At 36.2% G+C, this 21,330-nt stretch carries 20 protein-coding genes; 4 read left to right on the top strand and 16 right to left on the bottom strand.

All coding sequences use genetic code 11. The features are described from left to right. Positions 1-8: 8 nt before the first annotated feature. Entirely contained in the window at positions 9-848 is an 840-nt protein-coding gene (locus tag A3GU_RS0108445) for an undecaprenyl-diphosphate phosphatase (RefSeq protein ID WP_018367098.1), read from the bottom strand. A gap of 97 nt (positions 849-945) precedes the next feature. Further along, entirely contained in the window at positions 946-2,778 is a 1,833-nt protein-coding gene (locus A3GU_RS0108440; protein ID WP_018367097.1) for a DUF2207 family protein, read from the bottom strand. Positions 2,779-2,966: 188 nt separating this feature from the next. On the opposite strand from A3GU_RS0108440, the gene A3GU_RS0108435 reads away from it, so the two are divergent. From A3GU_RS0108435 to A3GU_RS10270, 3 genes are all read left to right on the top strand, one after another. Then, the gene (locus tag A3GU_RS0108435; RefSeq protein WP_018367096.1) at positions 2,967-4,538 is read left to right on the top strand and encodes an ABC transporter substrate-binding protein/permease; all 1,572 of its coding nucleotides are present in this window, start codon (positions 2,967-2,969) and stop codon (positions 4,536-4,538) included. After that, complete coding sequence (locus tag A3GU_RS0108430) at positions 4,531-5,271, top strand: amino acid ABC transporter ATP-binding protein (protein ID WP_018367095.1); 741 nt, start codon at positions 4,531-4,533, stop codon at positions 5,269-5,271. The genes A3GU_RS0108435 and A3GU_RS0108430 overlap by 8 nt, the downstream gene beginning before the upstream one ends. A 106-nt stretch (positions 5,272-5,377) precedes the next feature. Beyond that, positions 5,378-5,494 (top strand): putative metal homeostasis protein, encoded by a 117-nt coding sequence (locus A3GU_RS10270; RefSeq protein ID WP_018367094.1) that lies wholly within the window; start codon positions 5,378-5,380, stop codon positions 5,492-5,494. 68 nt (positions 5,495-5,562) lie between these two features. Here A3GU_RS10270 and A3GU_RS0108420 read toward each other — a convergent pair whose 3' ends face one another. From A3GU_RS0108420 to A3GU_RS0108395, 6 genes are all read right to left on the bottom strand, one after another. Continuing rightward, positions 5,563-6,450: an SPFH domain-containing protein gene (locus tag A3GU_RS0108420; protein ID WP_018367093.1), complete on the bottom strand. Its 888-nt coding sequence runs from the start codon at positions 6,448-6,450 to the stop codon at positions 5,563-5,565. 240 nt (positions 6,451-6,690) lie between these two features. Next, positions 6,691-8,358 (bottom strand): DAK2 domain-containing protein, encoded by a 1,668-nt coding sequence (locus A3GU_RS0108415; RefSeq protein WP_018367092.1) that lies wholly within the window; start codon positions 8,356-8,358, stop codon positions 6,691-6,693. Further along, the gene (locus A3GU_RS0108410; RefSeq protein WP_018367091.1) at positions 8,358-8,723 is read right to left on the bottom strand and encodes an Asp23/Gls24 family envelope stress response protein; all 366 of its coding nucleotides are present in this window, start codon (positions 8,721-8,723) and stop codon (positions 8,358-8,360) included. The genes A3GU_RS0108415 and A3GU_RS0108410 overlap by 1 nt, the downstream gene beginning before the upstream one ends. Before the next feature lie 263 nt (positions 8,724-8,986). Next, the gene (rpmB, locus tag A3GU_RS0108405) at positions 8,987-9,175 is read right to left on the bottom strand and encodes a 50S ribosomal protein L28 (RefSeq protein WP_018367090.1); all 189 of its coding nucleotides are present in this window, start codon (positions 9,173-9,175) and stop codon (positions 8,987-8,989) included. A 154-nt stretch (positions 9,176-9,329) separates the two neighbouring features. Beyond that, entirely contained in the window at positions 9,330-9,626 is a 297-nt protein-coding gene (locus A3GU_RS0108400) for a hypothetical protein (RefSeq protein WP_018367089.1), read from the bottom strand. A 13-nt stretch (positions 9,627-9,639) separates the two neighbouring features. Then, positions 9,640-10,686, bottom strand: coding sequence for a serine hydrolase domain-containing protein (locus A3GU_RS0108395; protein ID WP_018367088.1), 1,047 nt, complete (start codon positions 10,684-10,686; stop codon positions 9,640-9,642). 89 nt (positions 10,687-10,775) lie between these two features. Between A3GU_RS0108395 and A3GU_RS0108390 the strand changes: the two genes are divergently transcribed. Next, positions 10,776-11,660, top strand: coding sequence for a LysR family transcriptional regulator (locus A3GU_RS0108390; protein ID WP_018367087.1), 885 nt, complete (start codon positions 10,776-10,778; stop codon positions 11,658-11,660). Here A3GU_RS0108390 and buk read toward each other — a convergent pair. The 8 genes from buk to A3GU_RS0108350 all read right to left on the bottom strand — a co-directional run bounded on the left by buk (position 11,650) and on the right by A3GU_RS0108350 (position 21,101). Further along, positions 11,650-12,726: a butyrate kinase gene (gene buk / locus A3GU_RS0108385; RefSeq protein WP_018367086.1), complete on the bottom strand. Its 1,077-nt coding sequence runs from the start codon at positions 12,724-12,726 to the stop codon at positions 11,650-11,652. The genes A3GU_RS0108390 and buk overlap by 11 nt on opposite strands. Positions 12,727-12,738: 12 nt before the next feature. Next, entirely contained in the window at positions 12,739-13,656 is a 918-nt protein-coding gene (locus A3GU_RS0108380; RefSeq protein ID WP_018367085.1) for a phosphate acyltransferase, read from the bottom strand. 74 nt (positions 13,657-13,730) lie between these two features. Beyond that, positions 13,731-14,780 carry a PTS sugar transporter subunit IIC gene (locus A3GU_RS0108375; RefSeq protein ID WP_018367084.1) on the bottom strand — a complete coding sequence of 350 codons (1,050 nt, stop codon included), beginning with the start codon at positions 14,778-14,780 and terminating at the stop codon, positions 13,731-13,733. Positions 14,781-14,790: 10 nt separating this feature from the next. Continuing rightward, positions 14,791-16,203, bottom strand: a complete 1,413-nt coding sequence (lpdA, locus tag A3GU_RS0108370) for a dihydrolipoyl dehydrogenase (RefSeq protein WP_018367083.1) — start codon at positions 16,201-16,203, stop codon at positions 14,791-14,793. 5 nt (positions 16,204-16,208) lie between these two features. Then, positions 16,209-17,585, bottom strand: a complete 1,377-nt coding sequence (locus A3GU_RS0108365) for a dihydrolipoamide acetyltransferase family protein (protein ID WP_018367082.1) — start codon at positions 17,583-17,585, stop codon at positions 16,209-16,211. A 12-nt stretch (positions 17,586-17,597) separates the two neighbouring features. Next, complete coding sequence (locus A3GU_RS0108360; protein ID WP_018367081.1) at positions 17,598-18,575, bottom strand: alpha-ketoacid dehydrogenase subunit beta; 978 nt, start codon at positions 18,573-18,575, stop codon at positions 17,598-17,600. Position 18,576: 1 nt separating this feature from the next. Continuing rightward, complete coding sequence (locus A3GU_RS0108355) at positions 18,577-19,674, bottom strand: thiamine pyrophosphate-dependent dehydrogenase E1 component subunit alpha (protein WP_018367080.1); 1,098 nt, start codon at positions 19,672-19,674, stop codon at positions 18,577-18,579. 191 nt (positions 19,675-19,865) lie between these two features. Next, positions 19,866-21,101: a hypothetical protein gene (locus A3GU_RS0108350; protein ID WP_018367079.1), complete on the bottom strand. Its 1,236-nt coding sequence runs from the start codon at positions 21,099-21,101 to the stop codon at positions 19,866-19,868. Between the last annotated feature and the right edge of the window lie 229 nt (positions 21,102-21,330).

Here is a 21,330-nt window from a genome sequence, read left to right as displayed (position 1 = left end):
TGGATAAGTTAGATGAATAAGGTCACAATAAAATACAAGATTAAAAGGGTTCCTAGAATAATACGGTATTTACCAAAAATAGTAAAATCATGCTTTTTAACATAATCCGTTAAAAAGCGTATGGCATACATACTAACTACAAAAGCAGTTAAACTTGCCATTAATAAAATTAAGACTTGTGAAAAATTCAAGTGATTACCATCTAAAAAGAATTTCACTGCCTTTAAGCCACTATAGCCAAACATTGTTGGAATAGCAAGAAAGAAGGTAAAGTCTGCTGCAACAGGTCTACTGGTTCCCAGAATAATAGCTCCTAAAATAGTTGCACCAGAGCGGCTAGTACCAGGGACAATACTCAAGACTTGAAAGCATCCAATTAATAAAGCTGTTTTATAAGACATCTTCCCTAGATCAGTAACCTGTGCACTATGTTCTCTATTTCGTTTTTCAATCCAAATAAAAGCAAGTCCATATAGAATTAACATCAAGGCAACTACAAGAAAGTTATAAAAGTGAGCTTCCATCCAGTTATCAAGCAAAAGTCCAAAAATTGCTGAAGGAACACAGGCAATAACAACCTTTAACCAAAGTTGCCAAGTTAATTGAATTTCTCTAGCTGTCTTATTTGGCTGAAAAGGATTTAGTCGTTCAAAATAAATAATAATAACAGCAAAGATAGCACCTAGTTGAATAACAATATTAAACATATCCATAAAGGATTTTGTTTGATTTAATTTGATAAATTCTTGTACTAAAATTAAGTGACCAGTACTTGAGATGGGTAGCCATTCCGTTACACCTTCTATGATACCAAAGAAGATAGCCTTCAACATTTCAAAAAATAACATCTTTTCTCCTCATTAAGTGATAGATACATTGTATCAAATTATCCTGAGTTTTTCTTATATTAATTGTCTAAAAACCTAATAACATTTATGGGTAATTTTATTCTTTTACAACTGTATAACGACTTGCCCAAAAAGCTTTAACCTGAGAGTCCTTTAGTGCTTGTGTTTGCTGGTTGAGTAATTGACTAAATTCACTGTAAATAAGACCAAACTCTGATTTCTTTATATCTATCTGATTCTTAGATAGATAGTTTTTGGCTTCTGCTTCCATGCCAAAAAGGCTAGCATAAACTATGAGACGTCTCCAACGTCTATCTGCTGTAAGACTTGCTTTTTTAGATCCTTCTGATGTCTTCAACAGATAGCAAAAATCATGCCACTGGTCACAAGCTAGCTTGCCTTCTTCTGTTAATACTCCTAACAATTGGTATTCCATAACTTCCTTATTGTTCATAAAAATAAGAAGAAAAGTTATCAGTGCCAGAGATAAATTAATCATTGCCCTATCTGTTTTCCCTTTTGACATTAAAAATAAACCAAAGAAAATCAGACCTCCAATTGCTATGATTAGAAAAATCCGATTAAAAAGCCAATACTTCTTTTCTTGATTCGAAAGAGGACGAAAGAGTTTATTTTGGTTCTCTTTTTGATATTTTGTAAGTAATCGACTTATTTTTTTCAAGTGCTTTTCTAGTTTTTTAAGACAAATTAATCCTTCTGCATTAATTTGAATTTGTAAACTAATACCATGATCTGTTTCTTTAAGTTCTTCAATAAAATTATCATCAAAGATATAACTTGAAAAAACGTGTATCAGTAAGATTTTTTTCTGATTAGTGAAGATCATCTCTAACAAAGCTAACTCGAAATCAGCCAGATTATTAGTTTCATTTCGAATGAGATATACTTCTGCTTTTTCTCTTGAGAGCCTAATTTGCTTTCTCTCCAAGAGATCTAAGAGACTAGAATAGATTATACTGGTAAAATCAATTCCCTCTTTATTAGAATTGGTAGCCACAGGGTTTAGGTCTTCTAGCTGAATCCTATAGATAGAATGAGCTAAAGCTAGGGGTGAGAGCTCTTTGGGTAAACTTTCTAAACAATTTATCGATTTTAAACTATAGCTTTTAACTGATTTCTTAAATAAGAGCCAGGAATAAAAGGCTAACCCTATGGTACATATAATAATGCCATAGCTAAAATAATTAACAAATAGATAGGTCCATTTTTTTGTCACTCTTAGCTTTGCTTCTTCTTTCTTAAAAGCCGTGAGGGACTTCTTAGCTTCTGCTTTACCTGCTAGAATATGACTGTCCCAATAAGCACGAATGCGGTAAGTACCGTTAACATCTTTGGAAGTAAGTTTAAAAACTGTTCCCTTACTTATTTTATTAGACTCTTGGAAGAGCCCTCTATGAATCATCACATCCTTTAGATGACTTTCTTTTTCTGTACTAATTTCAAAATTAACCTTTTTTATTTCCTGATTCCAATAAGCAATAGGTGTCCAATCCAAAACAGCAATATCTTGATAATGACTCAGGATATTATGCACTTTCCAAGTGACAATTAGCTTGACCTTGTCATTTACCTGACCCTTGTTATAAATTTTTAAAATGTATTGATTATTAGCGTCTTTTATAGTTGATCTGATTGTTACTTTCTTACCATTTTTATAGGCTAATATTTTAGGGTTTTGCTCAATTATAAATCCTTTACTTTTAGATGTGTTCTTATTAAAGGTTAAGTATTGGCCATCAAAATCATTTTTGAAAATATAATTAATTTCTTGTCTGAAAAATCCTGTATTATCACTATTTATTTTTAAGTGACCTACATATAAAGGAACCTCACATTCTAAATTATTTGCTTTTATAGATTTACTACTTAGGCATAAAAATATAAATGCTGTTATCATTATTTTTTTCATGATATACCTCTATTTTCTGCTCATATTCTACCATAATTTAATTCTTAAATAAATATAATCCAGAGGTCAAGTTTATTTTTACTCATTTTTTTGTATAATTTTCCAATTTTTTAGTAATTAATAATTGAAATAGAGTAGCATTTACTGTAGAATAGAGACCAACAATATTTTAGAGTGAGGAATCTATTATGAAAAAGCTAATCATTAGCTGTTTCTTTGCCCTCTTATTGCTCTTTGGAGGAGTAAGCGGTGCTCAAGCAGACCAATATCTGCGTGTCGGAATGGAAGCTGCCTATGCACCATTTAACTGGACACAATCTGACAAGTCTAAAGGTGCTGTACCTATTGAGGGAACAAGACAGTATGCCAATGGCTATGATGTTCAAGTTGCTAAGAAAGTTGCTAAATCGCTAGGAAAAGAACTTCTAGTTGTTAAGACATCTTGGACTGGATTAATCCCAGCCCTAACCTCTGGCAAAATTGATATGATTGCAGCTGGCATGAGTCCAACTGACCAACGTCGAAAAGAAATTGCCTTCTCAGATCCCTATTACCTTAGCGAACCTGTCATAGTTGTTGACTCTCAAGGCAAATACGCTAACGCCAAATCCTTAGTCGACTTTTCTGGAGCGAAAATTACAGCCCAACAAGGTGTTTGGCATGTTAACTTAATAAGTCAGATTAAGGGAGTAAAGGCCCAAATACCTATGGGTGACTTCTCTCAAATGCGCCAAGCTCTTTCTTCAGGAGTCATTGATGGTTACATTTCTGAAAAACCAGAGGCTATGACTGCTGAAAATGCCAATCCTTCATTTAAAATGATAAAGCTAGTAAAAGGCTTTGACTTCTCTGAAGCTGATGCTGGAATTGCTGTTGGTATGAAAAAAAATGATTCTCGAATTGACCAAGTCAACCAAGTTTTAACTACTTTATCAGAAAATGATCGCACACAGTTAATGAAGAGAGCTGTTGACCAGCAACCCAAGGAAAAAAAGGATGCAAAGTCTGAAAAAGCTTCCTTTGTTGAACAAATGTGGCATATCTTGAAAGTAAACTGGAAACAATTTTTACGAGGAACAGGCTTGACCCTCTTGATTTCAACAATTGGTACCTTTGTTGGTCTCATTATCGGGCTTTTGATTGGTATCTATCGAACAGCCCCTAAATCCAAAAATAAGACCTTGGCTATTTTACAAAAATTATTCGGTTACTTCCTGAATATCTATATTGAAATTTTCCGTGGAACGCCTATGATTGTACAATCAATGGTTATCTATTACGGAACTGCCCAAGCCTTTGGTATTTCTGTAGATCGAACACTAGCAGCCATCCTTATTGTTTCTATTAATACAGGGGCATATATGACAGAGATTGTTCGTGGAGGTATCTTTGCTGTTGATAAGGGACAATTTGAAGCTGCAACAGCACTTGGTTTTTCACATGGACAAACCATGCGTAAGATTGTGCTGCCACAAGTTATTCGTAATATCCTACCTGCTACAGGAAATGAATTTGTGATTAATATCAAAGATACATCTGTCTTGAATGTCATTTCTGTTGTGGAACTTTATTTCTCTGGAAATACTGTTGCTACACAGAATTACCAATATTTCCAAACATTTTCAGTTATTGCTGTCATCTACTTCATTCTTACGTTTACTGTAACCCGTATTTTACGTTATGTAGAGCGTCGTTTAGATGATGACGCCTATACAAGTGCCTCTAATCAGGCAGCCCTAGAGGAGGTTACTAATGCCTAGCCCTATTATTGAAATTAAACATTTAAAAAAATCATATGGTAACAACCAGGTCTTAAAAGACATTTCGCTTTCTGTTAACAAAGGGGAAGTTATTTCAATTATTGGATCATCAGGATCTGGGAAGTCTACTCTACTAAGGTCTATTAACTTACTAGAAGAGCCTACAGCTGGTGAAATTCTTTTCCATGGAAAAAATGTTTTAGCTGAAAAATATAACCTTACTCACTATCGTGAGAAATTAGGAATGGTATTTCAATCCTTTAATCTCTTTGAGAATTTAAACGTCTTAGAAAATGCCATTATAGCACAAACTACTGTTTTAAAGCGAAGCCATTCTGAAGCAGAAAAAATTGCTAAAGAAAACTTAAATACTGTTGGTATGACTGAGCAGTACTGGAAGGCTAAGCCAAAACAGCTCTCTGGTGGTCAAAAACAAAGGGTGGCTATTGCTAGAGCTCTATCTGTAAATCCTGAAGCTATGCTTTTTGATGAGCCAACCTCAGCCCTTGACCCAGAAATGGTTGGTGAGGTTTTAAAAACTATGCAGGATTTAGCCAAGTCAGGACTTACTATGATTATTGTTACCCACGAAATGGATTTTGCACGTGATGTTTCTAACCGTGTAATCTTTATGGATAAGGGCGTCATAGCTGAACAAGGTCCTCCAGAACAACTATTTGAAAACCCTCAACAAGATCGTACTAAAGAATTTTTACAACGTTTCCTAAAATAAAAGAATCCTAGGTTCTTTTATTTTTTAGTTGAAAATACTTTACTGGTTAAGTATTTTGTGTTATACTAGCTTTGTTAACGTTAATAATTCTACATAGGAGGTTTGAATGGCCGAAAAAACAGATTTGGCGTCAGCTTATCGTAGACTGAAAAGTCCAAATATCAAAACAAAAAAACGTGCTCTAAAAATTATTCATGAGCATAAAAGAAATGGTAAAAAATAACCATTATCTTCCTATATAAGTCAGACAAAAAACCTAAGACAAATCCCTCCGTCTTAGGTTTTTTTGTTTTATTTTGTTTTTAAAGCAGATAATACTTGTGTTCTAATGTCATCAACACCACTTGGTGTATTAGGTAAAAAGAGGGTCTGGTTACCATTTAGGGCAAAGGTATTGAGGGTATCTAGATATTGGTTAGTAAGTAAAATCGACATAATCTGTTCTTCATTTAAACTAATATTTGCTTCTTTTAACTCTTGAATAGACTCTGCTAAACCATCAACAATCGCTTTACGTTGTTGGGCGATACCCACACCATGTAAGCGATCTTTTTCAGCTTCAGCTGATGCAGCTGTCACAATTTTAATCTTATCAGCTTCTGCAAGTTCCTGTGCTGCTACTCTTTTACGTTGAGCGGCGTTAATTTCATTCATTGATTGTTTAACTTCCGCATCAGGTTCAACTTTTGTAATCAGTGTCTTAACAATGATATAACCATAGGTTGACATCTCTTCAGCTACTTGATGTTGCACTTCCAAGGCAATTTCATCTTTTTTCTCAAAGAGCTCGTCCAGGGTTAACTTAGGAACTGATGATCTTAAGGCATCTTCAATATAAGATTTTATCTGAGATTCTGGTCTCATCAATTTGTAGTAAGCATCAGTAACATTTTGTTCATTAACCCGGTATTGAGTGGCAATATTTAAGGTTACAAAGACATTGTCCTTAGTTTTTGTTTCCACCACAATCTCTGTTTGTAGTAAGCGAAGTTGAACACGCGCAGCTATTTTATCAATACCAAATGGTAGACGGATATGAATACCGCTAGTTGCTGTCTTTTGATAGCGGCCAAATCGCTCTATAATAGCTACTGTTTGCTGTTTAACCACATATAAGCTACTAGCAATTACAGTTAAGATAAGGACAAGTCCAATGATAAAAATAAATAATGAAACCATATACTATTTCTCCTTTATAGTAAGAAAAACTTACTAGTCAAGCTTTACGTTTTAGAAAATTTCTTGACTTATTGTTATGATACAATTATAATCTTTTCCCCACTTTTGTCAATTCTTCTAAGGTAATTTTAAGTCAAAGCTATAGTAAAAATAATTGTAAGGATTTTAAGTAATTAACTCATTAAAAAAGATTGAGGAAAGTTTTTACCTTTCTTCAATCTAAAGCATTACTTTTATAATTTATTCAACACTCATGAGATAAGGGTAGACAGGTTGATCACCTTGGTGAACTTCAACTTCAATGTCTTCATATTTTTCTTCTAAATAGTCTACCATCTCTTGAGCAAGTTCTTGTTTTCCATCTTGGCCTACAAAAATACTTACAATTTCCTTATCTTCATCAATCATATGTTCAAAAGTAGCTTTTAAGGCTGCTTCAACATTTGAATCTGAAACTAGGATTTTGCCATCAACCATTCCTAGGTAGTCATTTTCATGAATTTCAAGTCCATCAATTGTGGTATCGCGAACAGCTAGAGTTAAACTACCGCTAGTAACATCTGATAAACTACCAGTCATAGCAGCTACATTATCTTCCAGACTCTTAGAAGAATCAAATGATAATAAGCTGGTGAAGCCTTGAGGAACTGTACGTGTTTCTACTACAGCTGCTGGAATATCAACAACCTCTGCTGCTGTTTGGGCAGCCATAAAAATATTTTTATTGTTTGGTAAAATAATAACATTTTTAGCATTAACAGCGTGAATAGCTTTAACAATATCTTCTGTTGATGGATTCATTGTTTGTCCACCAGAGATAATGTAGTCTACACCCTGGGTTTTAAAGATATCAGCTAGGCCTTCTCCAGCAACCACAGCAATTAAACCAAAGTCTTTAGCTTCAGCTCTAGGAGTAGTTTGGTGATTTGTTCTTTCAACCTGTGCATCATGCTGATTACGCATATTATCTACTTTAATCTTAATTAAAGAACCGTATTTAAGGCCTTCTTGCATGACTAAACCAGGATCTTCTGTATGAACATGCACTTTAACAATTTCATCATCATTAACTACAAGTAAGGAATCCCCTAAGTTACTTAGGTAACCCTGGAACTCTTCATAGTTGAATTCTTTTACATAGGTTGGACCTTGTCTTAGTGCTACCATGATTTCTGTACAGTAACCATAGGTAATATCTTCAGTAGCTACATGGCCTACAACCGCCTTGTGGTGCTCTGCATTAATCATTTCAGACATATTAGCAGGAGTTGCTTTAAAGTCCTCAGAAGCTACATAATCACCATTTAAAGCTGATAAGAAACCTTCATAAATAAAGACTAGACCTTGACCACCAGAGTCAACTACGCCAACTTCTTTTAGAACAGGTAATAAGTCTGGGGTCTTAGCTAAAGCTTTTTTAGCACCTTTCAAAGCTGCTTCCATAACTTCTATGGCATCATTACTTGATTCAGCTTTTTTCAAAGCTGCACTAGCAGCTCCACGAGAAACTGTTAGAATAGTCCCTTCAACGGGTTTCATTACTGCTTTATAGGCTACTTCAACACCAGATTGGAAGGCTTGAGCCAAATCTTTTCCATCAAGCTCAACTTTGTCCTTAATACTTTGACCAAAACCACGGAAAATCTGCGATGTAATGACACCAGAGTTACCACGTGCTCCCATCAAAAGACCTTTAGATAAAATTTGTCCAACTTCACCTACTGTTTTTGCTGGCTTGTCAGCAACTTCTTTGGCACCATTATCCATTGTCATTCCCATGTTTGTCCCTGTATCTCCATCTGGAACAGGAAAGACATTTAAAGAATTGACATATTCTGCTTGTTTACCAAGTCGAGTCGCTGCTGCTTGGACCATTTCTTGTAATAAGCTTGTTGTAATATTTGACACTAGTTTTCTCCCACAACCTTAATATTTTGTACGTAGACGTTAACCATATCTGCTGTAATTCCTAGCTGACTTTCTAAGTTAAATTTGACACGTTCTTGGATATTTTTAGAAACTTCACTGATTTTTACACCATAACTCATTACAGTATAAACGTCAACAGAAATACCCATATCTGTTGATCGAACAACTACGCCTTTAGAATAGTTCTCCTTGCGAAGTAGTGATTGAAAATTGTCCTTTAAAGCACTCTTACTAGCCATACCAACAACGCCAAATATTTCCGTTGCGGAACCACCGACAACAGTTGCAATCACGTCGTCAGATAGTTCGATTAGACCATCATTTGTATTCATTTTTACAGTCATATTTACTACCTCAAAAAGTTTTTATCAGTTTATTATACTATTTACACTATCTTTTGTCACGTATTCTTGCTAAACACTGGAAAATCCATATCTCAATAATTCTTAAATCTCCTAGTTTTATCTAGGGTTTACTAGTCTTTTCTTCTTTCAATAAATCATTATGTCGTTTTAATTATAAGGGATTAGACTTTGATAAAAAAGCACTTTTTGAAAAAATAGTAATCCTATAAAAGCAAGAAAAAAAGCCCTAGGGCTTTTTTTAATTATACGCGTTCTACTTTACCAGATTTAAGCGCACGAGCAGATGCCCAAACTTTTTTAGGTTTTCCATCAACTAAGATAGTAACTTTTTGAAGATTTGGTTTAACTGTACGTTTAGTTTGGTTCATTGCATGTGAACGGTTATTACCAGATACGGTTTTACGACCTGTAAAATAACATACTTTTGACATTTTTTGTCTTCCTCCTAGGTAGAATATGTTTACTGATGTGCTAGCACCACATACTAAAATATTCTATCATAATCCTAATTGTTGCGCAAGACTTTTTATATTTATTTTATTTTTCAATTCTTTGAATAGATTCATAACATTTTAGAAAAGTTACCTATAAGTTCTCTTTTAATGCCCTAAATAGGTCTTTTAGACTTCCATCATATAAAACTTCTTGAATACAGTCTTCGATGCTATTTCTAAATTCATAAGTATAGGCTACACCACTTGGATTAACAATTCCTACTTTATTTTGCTCACTCTGAGGATTCATCACAGTAAATGACATGACTCTTTGTACATCAATAGGAACAGTATATTTAAACATAATATCTCTTTGGTTTGTTTTGCCCACTAAGTAACCAGCTTCAAAGAATAGATCTTGCAAATCTTGGAATTCTTTTTCAGTCATGTCTTACTCCCATCTAGTTTCTCTGTTTATATTCTTTTTCCAATTCAAAAAGCAAAAGATAGATTAACTGAATACAGAGCTCTGATTTTCCAGCATTATCTGTAGTACCTGTTAAATAGATATCCAATTGGGGACAGTAAAAAGCAAAAGCTCCTGATATACCTGAGTGTCCAATGAAACTCAAGCGTTCAGACTCCTCAAATTGTCCCATTGCTATTTTCATGTGTCCTCCCCCATATTCAACTGGGGCGTAGTCACCTTGCAATGGTCTGTAGTCTTTCATCTCTTGCCAATGAACTGAATTAAAGAGTTTGCCTTCAATAAATGCCCTAATAAAAACCATTAAATCAGCAGCTGTTGATACACCACCTCCTGCTGCCTGGCCACTGGCAATAAGTTTGGGACGTTGAAGGTAGGATTTTCCTGTGTATAAGGGTGGAATCAAGGCAAACTCACTTCCTGGAACAAAGCTATGATTAAGTTTTAAAGGTTCCATGATGTATCTATCGACACAATCATCAAATGATTGCCTATATATTTTTTCAATAATTAATCCTAAGAGAATAAAGTTAATGTCTGCATAATAGGCTTGATCACTTCCTGGAACAAAGTGTGCATCAATTTTTTTAACCCATGCAAGCATTTCTTCAAGATCATAGGCAAAGTCTTCTTGTGCAATTCTTTTTCTAAGAGCAACTGGCTCTTCATAAAAGACATTGGGTAAGCCGCTTCTTTGAAAGAGTAAATCTTTTACTGTAATAAAGGCTGTTTGATCTTGACCAGAAATATGATGGAGTCCTAGGACCTTTTCTTTTTCGATGAAATCGGTTACAATATCATTATAACTTAGTTTCCTCTGATCAATTAGCTGAAAAATAAGCGTCGTTGTCCAAAGCTTGGTGACACTGGCAAGCAGAAAAGGGCTTTGGCTGTCTATCTCGCCATGCTGTAACTGAAGATTTTCTTCTTTGTCTCCACTTTGTATAGTAACAATAGCTCGTGGCAACTGATTTTTAGCAATAAAACTGGTAAATAGTTGAGATAATTTTTCCTTGTTCATCTCAGACTCCCTTCATTCCTGTATCCACTGACTATCTAGCTCTATGGATTTTATTTTTGGCTTTAAATAGCTCTAGAAAGACGTTTATTATGGATATTAGACAATTATCATATTTTTTAACCATAGCAAAAACCCAAAATTATTCCCATGCTTCAAAGAGCCTCTTTGTTTCTCAACCAGCACTTAAACAGTCCATCTCAAAAATGGAAGAGGAGCTAAACTGCCAGCTCTTTATCTATAGCAACCATAGACTTCATTTGACCCAAAGTGGTCAAACCTTGCTTGAAAGAGGGGAACCAATTGTCAAAGCCTTCAACCAACTTGTTTTTGATCTTCAAAATCAAAATGAAGAACTTAAACAAACCATTACAATAGGTGTAACTTTTCTGACTATGTTACAGTATATGGATCAAATTTCTCGATTTATTAGAAAATATCCTAAAGTTGAGTTACGAATTATTCAAGAGGGGTCTATGCAGCTACAACATCTTTTGGTGCAAGAAAAGATTGACATTGGCATTTTATCTTTTCCTCAAGTAGAGCACGATATTATTATTGATCCAGTTGCTATTAATCACTCTTCTTATTCGGCCTGCCTAGTGGTACCTAAAAATCATCCCTTAGCAGTAAAAGAAAGTGTGACCTTTAAAGACTTGAAAGGCTATAACATAGCAAGTCTCAGTGATCATTTTGCCTTGGGAGAATTTACCAAAAAACGTTGCCGAGAGCTAGGAATGTCCAATCAGGTTATTCTAACCCATAATGATTTTGAAATCTTACTGCACAGTTTGGAAAAGTTAGATGCTCTTACTATCTTGCCAAGGGAGCTTGAGGAAGTGAGTCCTGTTACTAATTTAACTTGGGTCCCCTTACATGATCTCAATAATTTATATAAACAAGGCTTAGCTTATCGAAAAAATATGGCACGTAATTCTCTTGTAGTTAATCAATTTATTGAGGCTATTAAGAATTAATGTCCATTGGAAAATCAAGTTCTTGATAACTTTCTTGACCTTTTATAACTCGCAAGCCTCCAAGGGCCAAGGCTTCTAGTTCAAATTCTCCTGGATAGGCTTTAAAAGGTCCAATAAAGCTGGTTCTTGCTGCGACTGCCTGACAAAGTTTTTCAGAGTAAGCCATACCACCTGTTAGACAGACCAAATCAACTGGTCCGTCAATGCTAACTGCTAAGGTAGCTATGGTTTTGGCAATCCCAAGGGCTAGAGCATCAAAAACCAGAGCTGCTTCTTGGTCTCCTTGGCTAATTCTTTTTTCAACATCTCGTAGATCAGCTGTCTGACAATGTGATTGTAGGCCAGCTTTTTTGCGTGCCAATTGATTAAAGTTATCGACTCCTATTTCTTTAATGACCTTAAGCATTGATTTTACAGGCATACCCCCTGATCTCTCAGCTGAAAACATAATCTCATCATCAGAGACAAAGTCTATTACTTGGCCATGTTCATGGGCACTAGCAGTAGATCCACCACCAACATGGACAATAACTAAGTTAATATCTTCATAGGCTTTTCCCAGATCCTGAGCAGCCTTTCGAGCAACAGCACGCATATTAAGATGATGACCTGTTGAGGTTCTTTCAATCCCTTTAATTCCTGTTAAGCGAGACACTGGTTTCATAGAATCAACTGTTACAGGGTCATAAATGTAGGCGGCTTGACCTTGACCAAATTTATCCATTAATGCCTTGGCTAATTTAGCTCCCAGATTTGAAGGGTGTTCAAGAATGGGGTGGTCTTGCAGATGTTTTATTAAGGCATCATTTACCAAAATAGCTCCCGGCTTAACAGGTCCAATTAGACCTCCGCGACCAACTGCAAGATCGATTTTTTCAACTTCATGTTTCTTTAGAAGATCTTGAATATCTTGAAGGCGTAGATCAAACTGGTCGAAAACTTTTGTAAATGGAGCTAATTGTTCTGGAGTGTAGGTAATTTCTTCCTTCCAAACCATTTTGTCATCTTGATATTGAGCTACTTTTGTTGATGTAGCTCCTGGATTAACAACGATAATAGTAGTCATTCTATCTCCTTTTTAGTTAGCTTTTTTTGTCATAATTATCTGAGAAAGAAGTATAGAAGCATACTTTTCTTCAAAGCTGGAACTTCTTGATGTGATAATTACAGGCACACTTGCTCCCATAATCAGCCCAGCCATTTCAGAACCCCCAAATAAGGTCAAGGATTTTGAAGCGACATTCCCAGTTACAATGTCAGGGGCAAAAAGAATATCTGCATCTCCTTGGATACGGCCTGAATATTCTTTTTCTCGGGCACTTTCAGGTGATAAAGACAGGTCTATAGACAAGGGACCTTCCACAACAAAATCATCTTGATCTTTATAGTCTGTCACCAAGTCTGCTTCCATTACTGATGAAGGGAGTTTTGGAATGAGGTTTTCTGCCGCAGATAGGAGGGAAACCTTAGGTTTTTCTATCTTTACTGCCTTCATAACCTCCACAGCATTTTCAATGACTACCTTTGCTGTGTCTTTATCTGGTTGCAATACTAAACCACCATCTGTAATAGCTATAAGTTTATCTAAGCTTGGCATTGTTAATAAAGCAACATGTGACAGGGTCTTAGCTTTAGGAATACCTGTTTCTTTATTGACAACTTCCTTTAAGACTTTGCCAGTGGAAATATGCCCTTTTAAAATGGCATCTCCTTTTTGCTGGCGTACTAATTCAACAGCCTTAAAAGCTGCTTCTTGATCATCTTTTATGTCTATAATGTGATAAGAGTTAGTATCAATAGTAAAATGTTTTAATTTTTCTTCTAATTTTGACCTATCATCAATTAAATAAGCAAAAAGTCCCTGCTCTGCAACTGCTTTTTCAACACAGGTCAGAACTTCCTCATCTGCTGCTTTAATAACAACTAGCTTCATTGCTTGTTTTAGGGATTTTATTTCTGGTTTAACTGCTAATAATTTATCGATTAATACTGACATTTTTTCTCCTAATTAAAAAGAGAGGTGTCATCTTATACCTATCGTAAAAGAAGTGAGCACCCCAAGACACTTACTTAAATATCTAATTTATAATCTTCAGGTGTGACTACATGAAGAATATTCATAAAGACATGTTTGAATAAAAAGCCAAAGGCTACTGGAGCAAGTACAAATATTAAGAGGGTTACTAAGATATTACCAATGCTCCATCCTCCACTAACAAGATTGAGGTGGTTAATAGGTCCTACCAGTCCACTAAAACCAAAGCCTGCACTCATTGGAGTTCCTTGAATATGAAAGATTTCAGCTAGGATTCCACAAAGAGCAGCTGATGATATTAAGGGTAGGAGGGTTTTAGGATTTTTTACCACGACTGGCATTGATATCTTTGGTGATCCTATAAAATGAGCCAGTGCAGTACCATGGGAGTTAACAGACCAGCCTAGAATTGCAAAGCCAAATCCTGTTGCACAAATACCTAGGTTAGCAGCTCCTGAACCTACACCTGAAAGGGAAATAGCCAGAGCAATTCCTACTGTGGTAATAGGAGAGACAATTAAGATACCAAATACCACTGCAAGTAAGATACACATAATGATAGGTTGTAAATACAATAACTGAGCAACTCCAACGCCAATAACCTTAGTAATCATTGAGACATAAGGTAAGGTAAAACGTCCAATTAATCCTGTTACTAACATCATTAAAGGTGGAATAACTAAAATGGTATAGGCCTTTAGACCATTCCCTACCCATAATATAATTAAAGCTCCAATGGCAGCTGTGAGCATCATATTAATGATGTCACCAGTTCCAGCCATTATAATGGCACCTCCCTTTGCAGAAATTGCTCCTGAGCCAAAGAGGGTAGCTAAACCAAGTGAGGCTGCCTGAATCGGATTAAATTTAAAATTCAAACCAACCATAAAGCCACAGACCAAGCCCATTACAGAGTTGGACATTCCTAACCCCCAGACTAAGGGAGCTAAAAAGGGCATGCTAGGGACTAAGGTTTTTACCAATTCAGAAAGCAGAGCTCCGGGGATTAGCACAACTACAGCTCCTGTGGCAATCCCATTTAAAACATTCATTGCAAATGCTTTTGCTGTCATTTTATTTTCCATATTTCAACCTCTATTGATGAATTCCTTGTCCTAGTAATATTTCACTTGCATCCATAATTGTCTCTGAAAGGCTTGGGTGATTGTGGATTGTCAAAGTGATATCCTCTGCTGTCATGACATTTTCAATGGCTAAAGTGATTTCTGCTATTAACTCACTAGCACCAGGGCCAACAAGTTGAGCTCCGATAAGACGATTATCTTTTTTATCTGCAACTAGACGCACGAAGCCTTCTGGACTATCCATAGAAAGGGCTCGTCCATTACTTGCAAACCTGAAGCTAGCAATCTTGCTATCAATACCTTTTTCTTTGGCAGCTTCTTTTGTTAAACCAACTGTTGCAATCTCAGGTTGAGTATAGGCAACTGTGGGAATAACTAAGTAATCAGCTGCTACTCCTTCAACTTGAGAAATAGCTTCCGCAGCAACCTTTGCTTCATAAGAGGCCTTATGAGCTAGAGCTGGACCTTTTGTAATATCACCAATAGCATAAATATGTTTTTGCTTGGTCTGCATTTTTTCGTTGACAGGAATCAAGCCTTTGTCATCTGTATCAATTCCAGAAAGTTCAATTGAGATATTGTCTGTGTTTGGACGACGGCCAACCAAAACTGCAATTTTATCAGCTACAATTTCTTCTTCCTTATCACCATTTTGATAGAAGAGATGAAGGCCATCTTCTGCTTTTTCATAATGAGAGGCTCTAGCATTTGTAAGGATTGTCATCTTTAGCTTATCAGCTTCAGCTAAAACTGGTTTAACCAAGTCCTTTTCAAAGCCACTTAGGACACGATCCATTCCTTCTAAAATGGTGACATGGCTACCTAAGTTGGCATAAGCCATGGCTAGTTCCATACCAATATAGCCACCTCCAATGATAGCTAATTCTTTGGGGACTTCTTTAAGGTTTAAAAGTCCTGTAGAATCAAGAATGTCTTCATTGAAGGCAAAAGCTTTTAATTCAATAGGGCGACTTCCAATAGCTAAAATAGCATTTTTAAAGCGGTAGCCTTCCCCCAAACCATCCTCAGGTGTTACATAAAGGGTATCTGATGATACAAAGTGGGCTTCTCCTTTGACAATGGTAACCTTATTTTTCTTAAGCAGGGCTTCAATGCCTGTGGTTAGTTTTGAGACAACTTCTTTTTCTTTCCAGGCTTGTGCTTGGGTGAAATCTAGCTGACTATCACCAAAAGTCAAGCCAAAGGCAGAACTTATTTTAGTCTTTGCATATTCATGTCCAATGTGGATCAGTGCTTTTGAAGGAATGCATCCTACATTTAAACACACACCTCCAATTGGACCTTTTTCAATAATTACGACTTTTTGTCCTAATTGAGCAGCTCGTATAGCAGCTACATAGCCACCAGGACCTGAACCTACTACAATAGTATCAACTTTATTTGTAAATCCACCAACAACCATCTATATCACCCCTCTGCTAATAATAAATCTGGATCACTGAGATAGGCCTTAAGAAGGTTGATTGCTTTTTGAACATAGACCCCATCAATGGCTCTGTGATCAAAGGCAAAGGAAATCTTCATCATATTTTTCAATACTGGGTTACCTTCTTGATCAGGTACAAATACTTTATCAATACGACCAACGTTTAGGATGGCAATTTCTGGTAAGTTAATAATTGGTGTTGACCATACTCCAGCTGTTGCTGCCGCTCCAACATTAGTTACTGAAATAGATCCTTTACCCATATCAGAAGCGGCTATTTTACCATCACGCGCTTTTTCTGCTATTTCTGAAATTTCTTTGGCGATATCAAATAGACTCTTACGTTCAGCATTTCGAATCATAGGAACCATCAAGCCTCTTGGTGTGTCTGTTGCAACCCCAATATTATAATATTGGTGATGGCTGATTTCATTTTTAGCCATATCAAGGGAAACATTTAATTCTGGGAAACGTTTCAAAACAGCTACAAGAGCCTTAACCAAATAGGGTGTGAAGGTTAACTTGATATCTCTTTCAGCAGCAATCACTTTCATCTTGTTCCGGTGATCAACCAAGGCATCTACTTCTGCCTGGTCAAAGACAGTAACTTGGGCCACTTCACTGCTACTTTTAGCCATGGCGTCTGCAATGGTTCGTCTAATTGCTGGAATTTTTTCAATGACTTCTGAGAATTCTTCTGAACTAGCAACTGCTGGTTTAGCTTTTTCTTGGTTTGAAGAAGCTTCAGCTTGTTCTGGTATGCTTTCTTTGCTTTGGGCTACTGTCGCATCCATTGGTTCTTCAATTGTTAGCTTAGTAGCTCCGCCATTTTTGAGGAAGGCATCAATGTCTTCTATTGTAATTTTGCCATGATTTCCACTTCCTTGGACCAAGTGCAGGTCAACTTCTTTTGAGCGTGCATAGCGCCGTACACGTGGTACTGCTAACTGGCGTACATCTACAGATTGATCATGGATTGCTTGACCAGAGCTTGCTATTGCCTGTGAGGGCTCTTCTTTATTTTCATCTTTAGGTTCATCCTTACTTTCTGCTTGTTTTTCTGAGTCAGCAAGAGATGATGCTTGAGGGCTATTGCCAGATTGGTAAGCCTGTAACTCTTCTTGTGTTTCCACAATATCAGCAATGGGTTCTCCAACAATTCCAGTGTCACCTGCTTCCACATAAATTTTAGCTAGATAACCTGTTATTGGACTAGGAAGTTCAACAACTGCCTTATCACTTTCAATTTCTAAAAGAGTTTCATCTTCAAGAACTTTTTCACCAACATTGGCTGCCCACGACATGATGACACTTTCATGGGTTCCTTCGCCGGAATCAGGTAAGATATATTGATACATTCTGTCTCCTCTCTAAAATTCTACAGCTTCTTTTGCTTTTGCAACAATATCATCAACACTTGGCATCCAGGCCTCTTCGGCCATTCCAAATGGGAAAATGGTATCTGGTGCTGTCACGCGCATAAGAGGGGCATCTAGGTCCATAAAATTACGCTCAGCAATTTCTGACATGATTTGTCCTGCTGTACCTGCTTGACGTTGAGCTTCTTGTAAAACAAGGGCTCTATGTGTTTTGGCTACAGAGGCTTCAATCGTTTCATAATCAACTGGTGAAATAGTGCGCAAATCAACAACTTCTGCACTGATTCCTTCTTTTTCTAAGATATCTGCTGCTTGCAAGGCCAATTGAACCATCAAACCATAACCTATCACAGTCACATCAGTACCTTCACGAACAATATTTGCCTTATCAAGAGGAACTGTATAGTAGCCTTCTGGAACCTCATCCTTAACCGTACGATAAAGGCGAAGATGTTCTAAGAAAAAGACAGGGTCTTCTGATTCAATGGCAGAAATCATCAAGCCTTTTGCATCGTAGGCAGATGAAGGAATAACTACCCTTAAACCAGGGATTTGGGCAAACATGCCTTCCAAACTGTCAGAATGCAGTTCCGGTGTGTGAACACCCCCACCATAAGGAGCACGAATAGTAATTTGAGCATTCCGAGTCCCACCTGAACGATAGCGTTGACGAGGAATTTGGACGATTAAAGCATCCATTGCTTCCACAATAAAACCTGAAAATTGAATTTCTGGAATTGGCAGAAAACCTTCTTGGGCTAAACCAACGGACATTTGGAGAATCCCTGATTCTGCTAGAGGAGTATCAAAAACGCGATTGTCACCAAACTCTTCTTGCATACCTGCTGTGATACGGAAAACTCCTCCATTTTTACCAACATCTTCACCAAATATCAAAGCATTGTTATGTTTTCTCATGGCTTCATTCAAGCCATCTGAAACAGCTTGAGCTAATGTAAGAACTGGCATATTAGTTTTCCTCCTTTTCATTGTAATAAACAGTCTGTTCCCTAATATTTTGAGGCTGATCTTTAAACATAAAGTTCAAGAATTCAGAAACCTTTTGTGGCTCTGCTTTTGCCATTTCTGCCAAAGCTTCCTTAGCCTGTGTTTTTACTTCTTCATAAATGGCATCTGCCTTTTCTTGATCCCATAAACCTTTTTCGCTTAAGTATTTACCAAGTCGAAGAAGGGGATCTTTTTTACGCCAGATATCTACTTCTTCATCATCACGATAACGTTTTGGATCATCTGACATGGTATGGGGACCAAAACGATAGGTCATATTTTCAATAAGTACTGGACCATTTTCAATTGCATATTCGCGAGCTTTTTTAACAGTGTAGTAGACAGCAACAGGATCCATACCATCAATACGGACAGCAGGAATTCCCGCAGCAACGGCTTTTTGTGCTAGGGTGCTAGCTTTTGTTTGACGAGCAGTTGGCACAGAGATACCGTAACCATTATTTTGGACAACTGCAATCAAATTAGCCTTAAAGACCCCCGCAAAATTCAAGGCCTCATAAAAATCACCCTGAGAAGTTGCTGAATCTCCACACAAGGACAAGGCTACCTGTTTCTCACCCTTCATGCGTTTAGCTATGCCATTCCCTAAAGCTTGGATGGTGGTTCCTCCCACAATAACGTTTGGAGAATACATACTTAAGTCATCACCATACTGATTAGCAATATAATGTCCTTTGTACCATAAAAACGCCTGTGATAATTTCATGCCAAATTTTACTCCAGCAAAAACATCCCGATAAGTTGGTGCAAAAACATCCTTTTTGTCAAGTGCTAGCACTGAACCATATTGACTGGCTTCTTGACCACCTCCGGGAGCATAGTTACTCAAGGCGCCTTGACGGTTAAGCAAGATAACTCGCTCATCAATTGCTCTTCCCCAAGTAATTACCTCCATTAATTCGACTAACTCCTCATCACTTAATTCGGAAATAGCAGCTTGGTCAACAACCTGACCTTCTTCATCTAGAATTTGATACATTGGGAAATTATCCCCATAAGTTGAAACAAGTTCAGTAAAATTTAATTCACTAATTTTCATCTGTCTATCCTTCCTTTCTAAAACATGATAGCGCTTTCTATGATAAGAGTAAACTTCTTCTTTCTTATAGTGCTATAAGTTACACTATGCTTTTTAAGAAGCCTTGCGATTTCTGATAAGCAATCGTAATAAGTCAATACAAAAACAACTTTTTCTAACGAAAAAGTTGTTTTTATCATATAATGATACCTTTAATTTTGCATAATTGCTGTAGATTCTAATTTCTCAATTTGATTTTTAGTCATAGTGTCGTACTTATCTTTTGAGATAACATTGGCATGAATTTTATCTGCTATAACAATGGAAGATATCACTTGATAAGTACTACCATCCTTAGCTTCAACTATACTACCTAATCCTTTATTCTTATCAAATTTATTTACAGCTACTAACTTATCCCCATCATAATAATAGATTGTCATATTAGTAGCTCGTGTATTATATAGATCATGTTGACTAGACAGCCATTTTTTATAATTACTCTGGCGAACTGCAACATATTTTTCATGAATTTCGTCCGTATTAGGTCTTTCAACCTCTTCTTTAATAGAATAATCATATTGAGCTTTAGCTTTCTGTCTTGGACTGATTACATGATTAAAGGTTTTCGAATCATTTTCTTCTGCCAAAAAAAGAATATCTTTTGTTGTTCTGGAAGTATTAAAAGCATCTCTAGTTACCTTAGTTTGCATTCTCTTAACAAGCACCCATGGATCATAACTATTATCTTGTTTCCCAGCCTCATTTAAAGTTGTATTGGCTAAAGCAAATAAGGTGTCTGAAGTTATGGTGTCGTTAATTGCAAAAGTTTTTACAAAACGACGATTACTTCCTTGGCTATTTGTAATTGCCTCAGAATTCCCTGAAGCATCTTGGTAATCAATCTCAGCTGAATAGATGACATTTACATAATTGGCAGGATCAGTAATCTCATATTTTTCTTGGTTGACACTAATAGTACCTGTTACAGTATATACTCTATCAGGTTCCGTAAGCTTATCCTGACTAAAATCCTGACCGATAGATATTTCCTGATCTCTAGAATAATCTTTTAAAGAAAAAGCCTTAGTGTGGTCCCTATTAGCTAATACTAAGCCATCTACATTAGTTACAATAAGTTTTTCATTTTCTCCATTACAAGTTTCATCTAATTTATTTTGGAGAGTATCCACTATCTCTGATTTCCTAAAAGTATCCTTATGCAGACTAAAGTGACTAAATGGAACTTCAAAAGTTTGATTTGTATCTATGATATTCGCTTTCACGTTAATAATTGCATATCGACCACTTGGCTCTTCAGAAAACATATTAATGGTTTCATTATTTTCTTCTGGGCCCATCACTATAGCCGATACTGTGTGCCCATTTAAGAAACAGAAACTTGCAAAAAAACAAAAAAGCAAGGAAAAATACCATTTTTTATTCATAAATATACCGCCTTAAAAATATTATTGCTCACGTGAATATTTATATTAACTTATGAATAATAAAAAGTCAATAAGTGTATTTAAAGAAATCCAAAAGAAATTAAATGAGATTAATATTAGGATGTGATATCTAAAAAGGAACAGAAACCTTATTAAATAGCTGTTTATATAAATTAGAATAAAAGAACTATTACTAAGTAGAGGTATTTTCTGATATTACCATTTTACC

It is taken from the genome of Streptococcus didelphis DSM 15616 (assembly GCF_000380005.1).
Taxonomy (GTDB): Bacteria; Bacillota; Bacilli; order Lactobacillales; family Streptococcaceae; genus Streptococcus; species Streptococcus didelphis.
The sequence above is the reverse complement of the archived record's forward strand: the minus strand, read 5'-3'. Positions and strand labels throughout refer to the sequence as shown.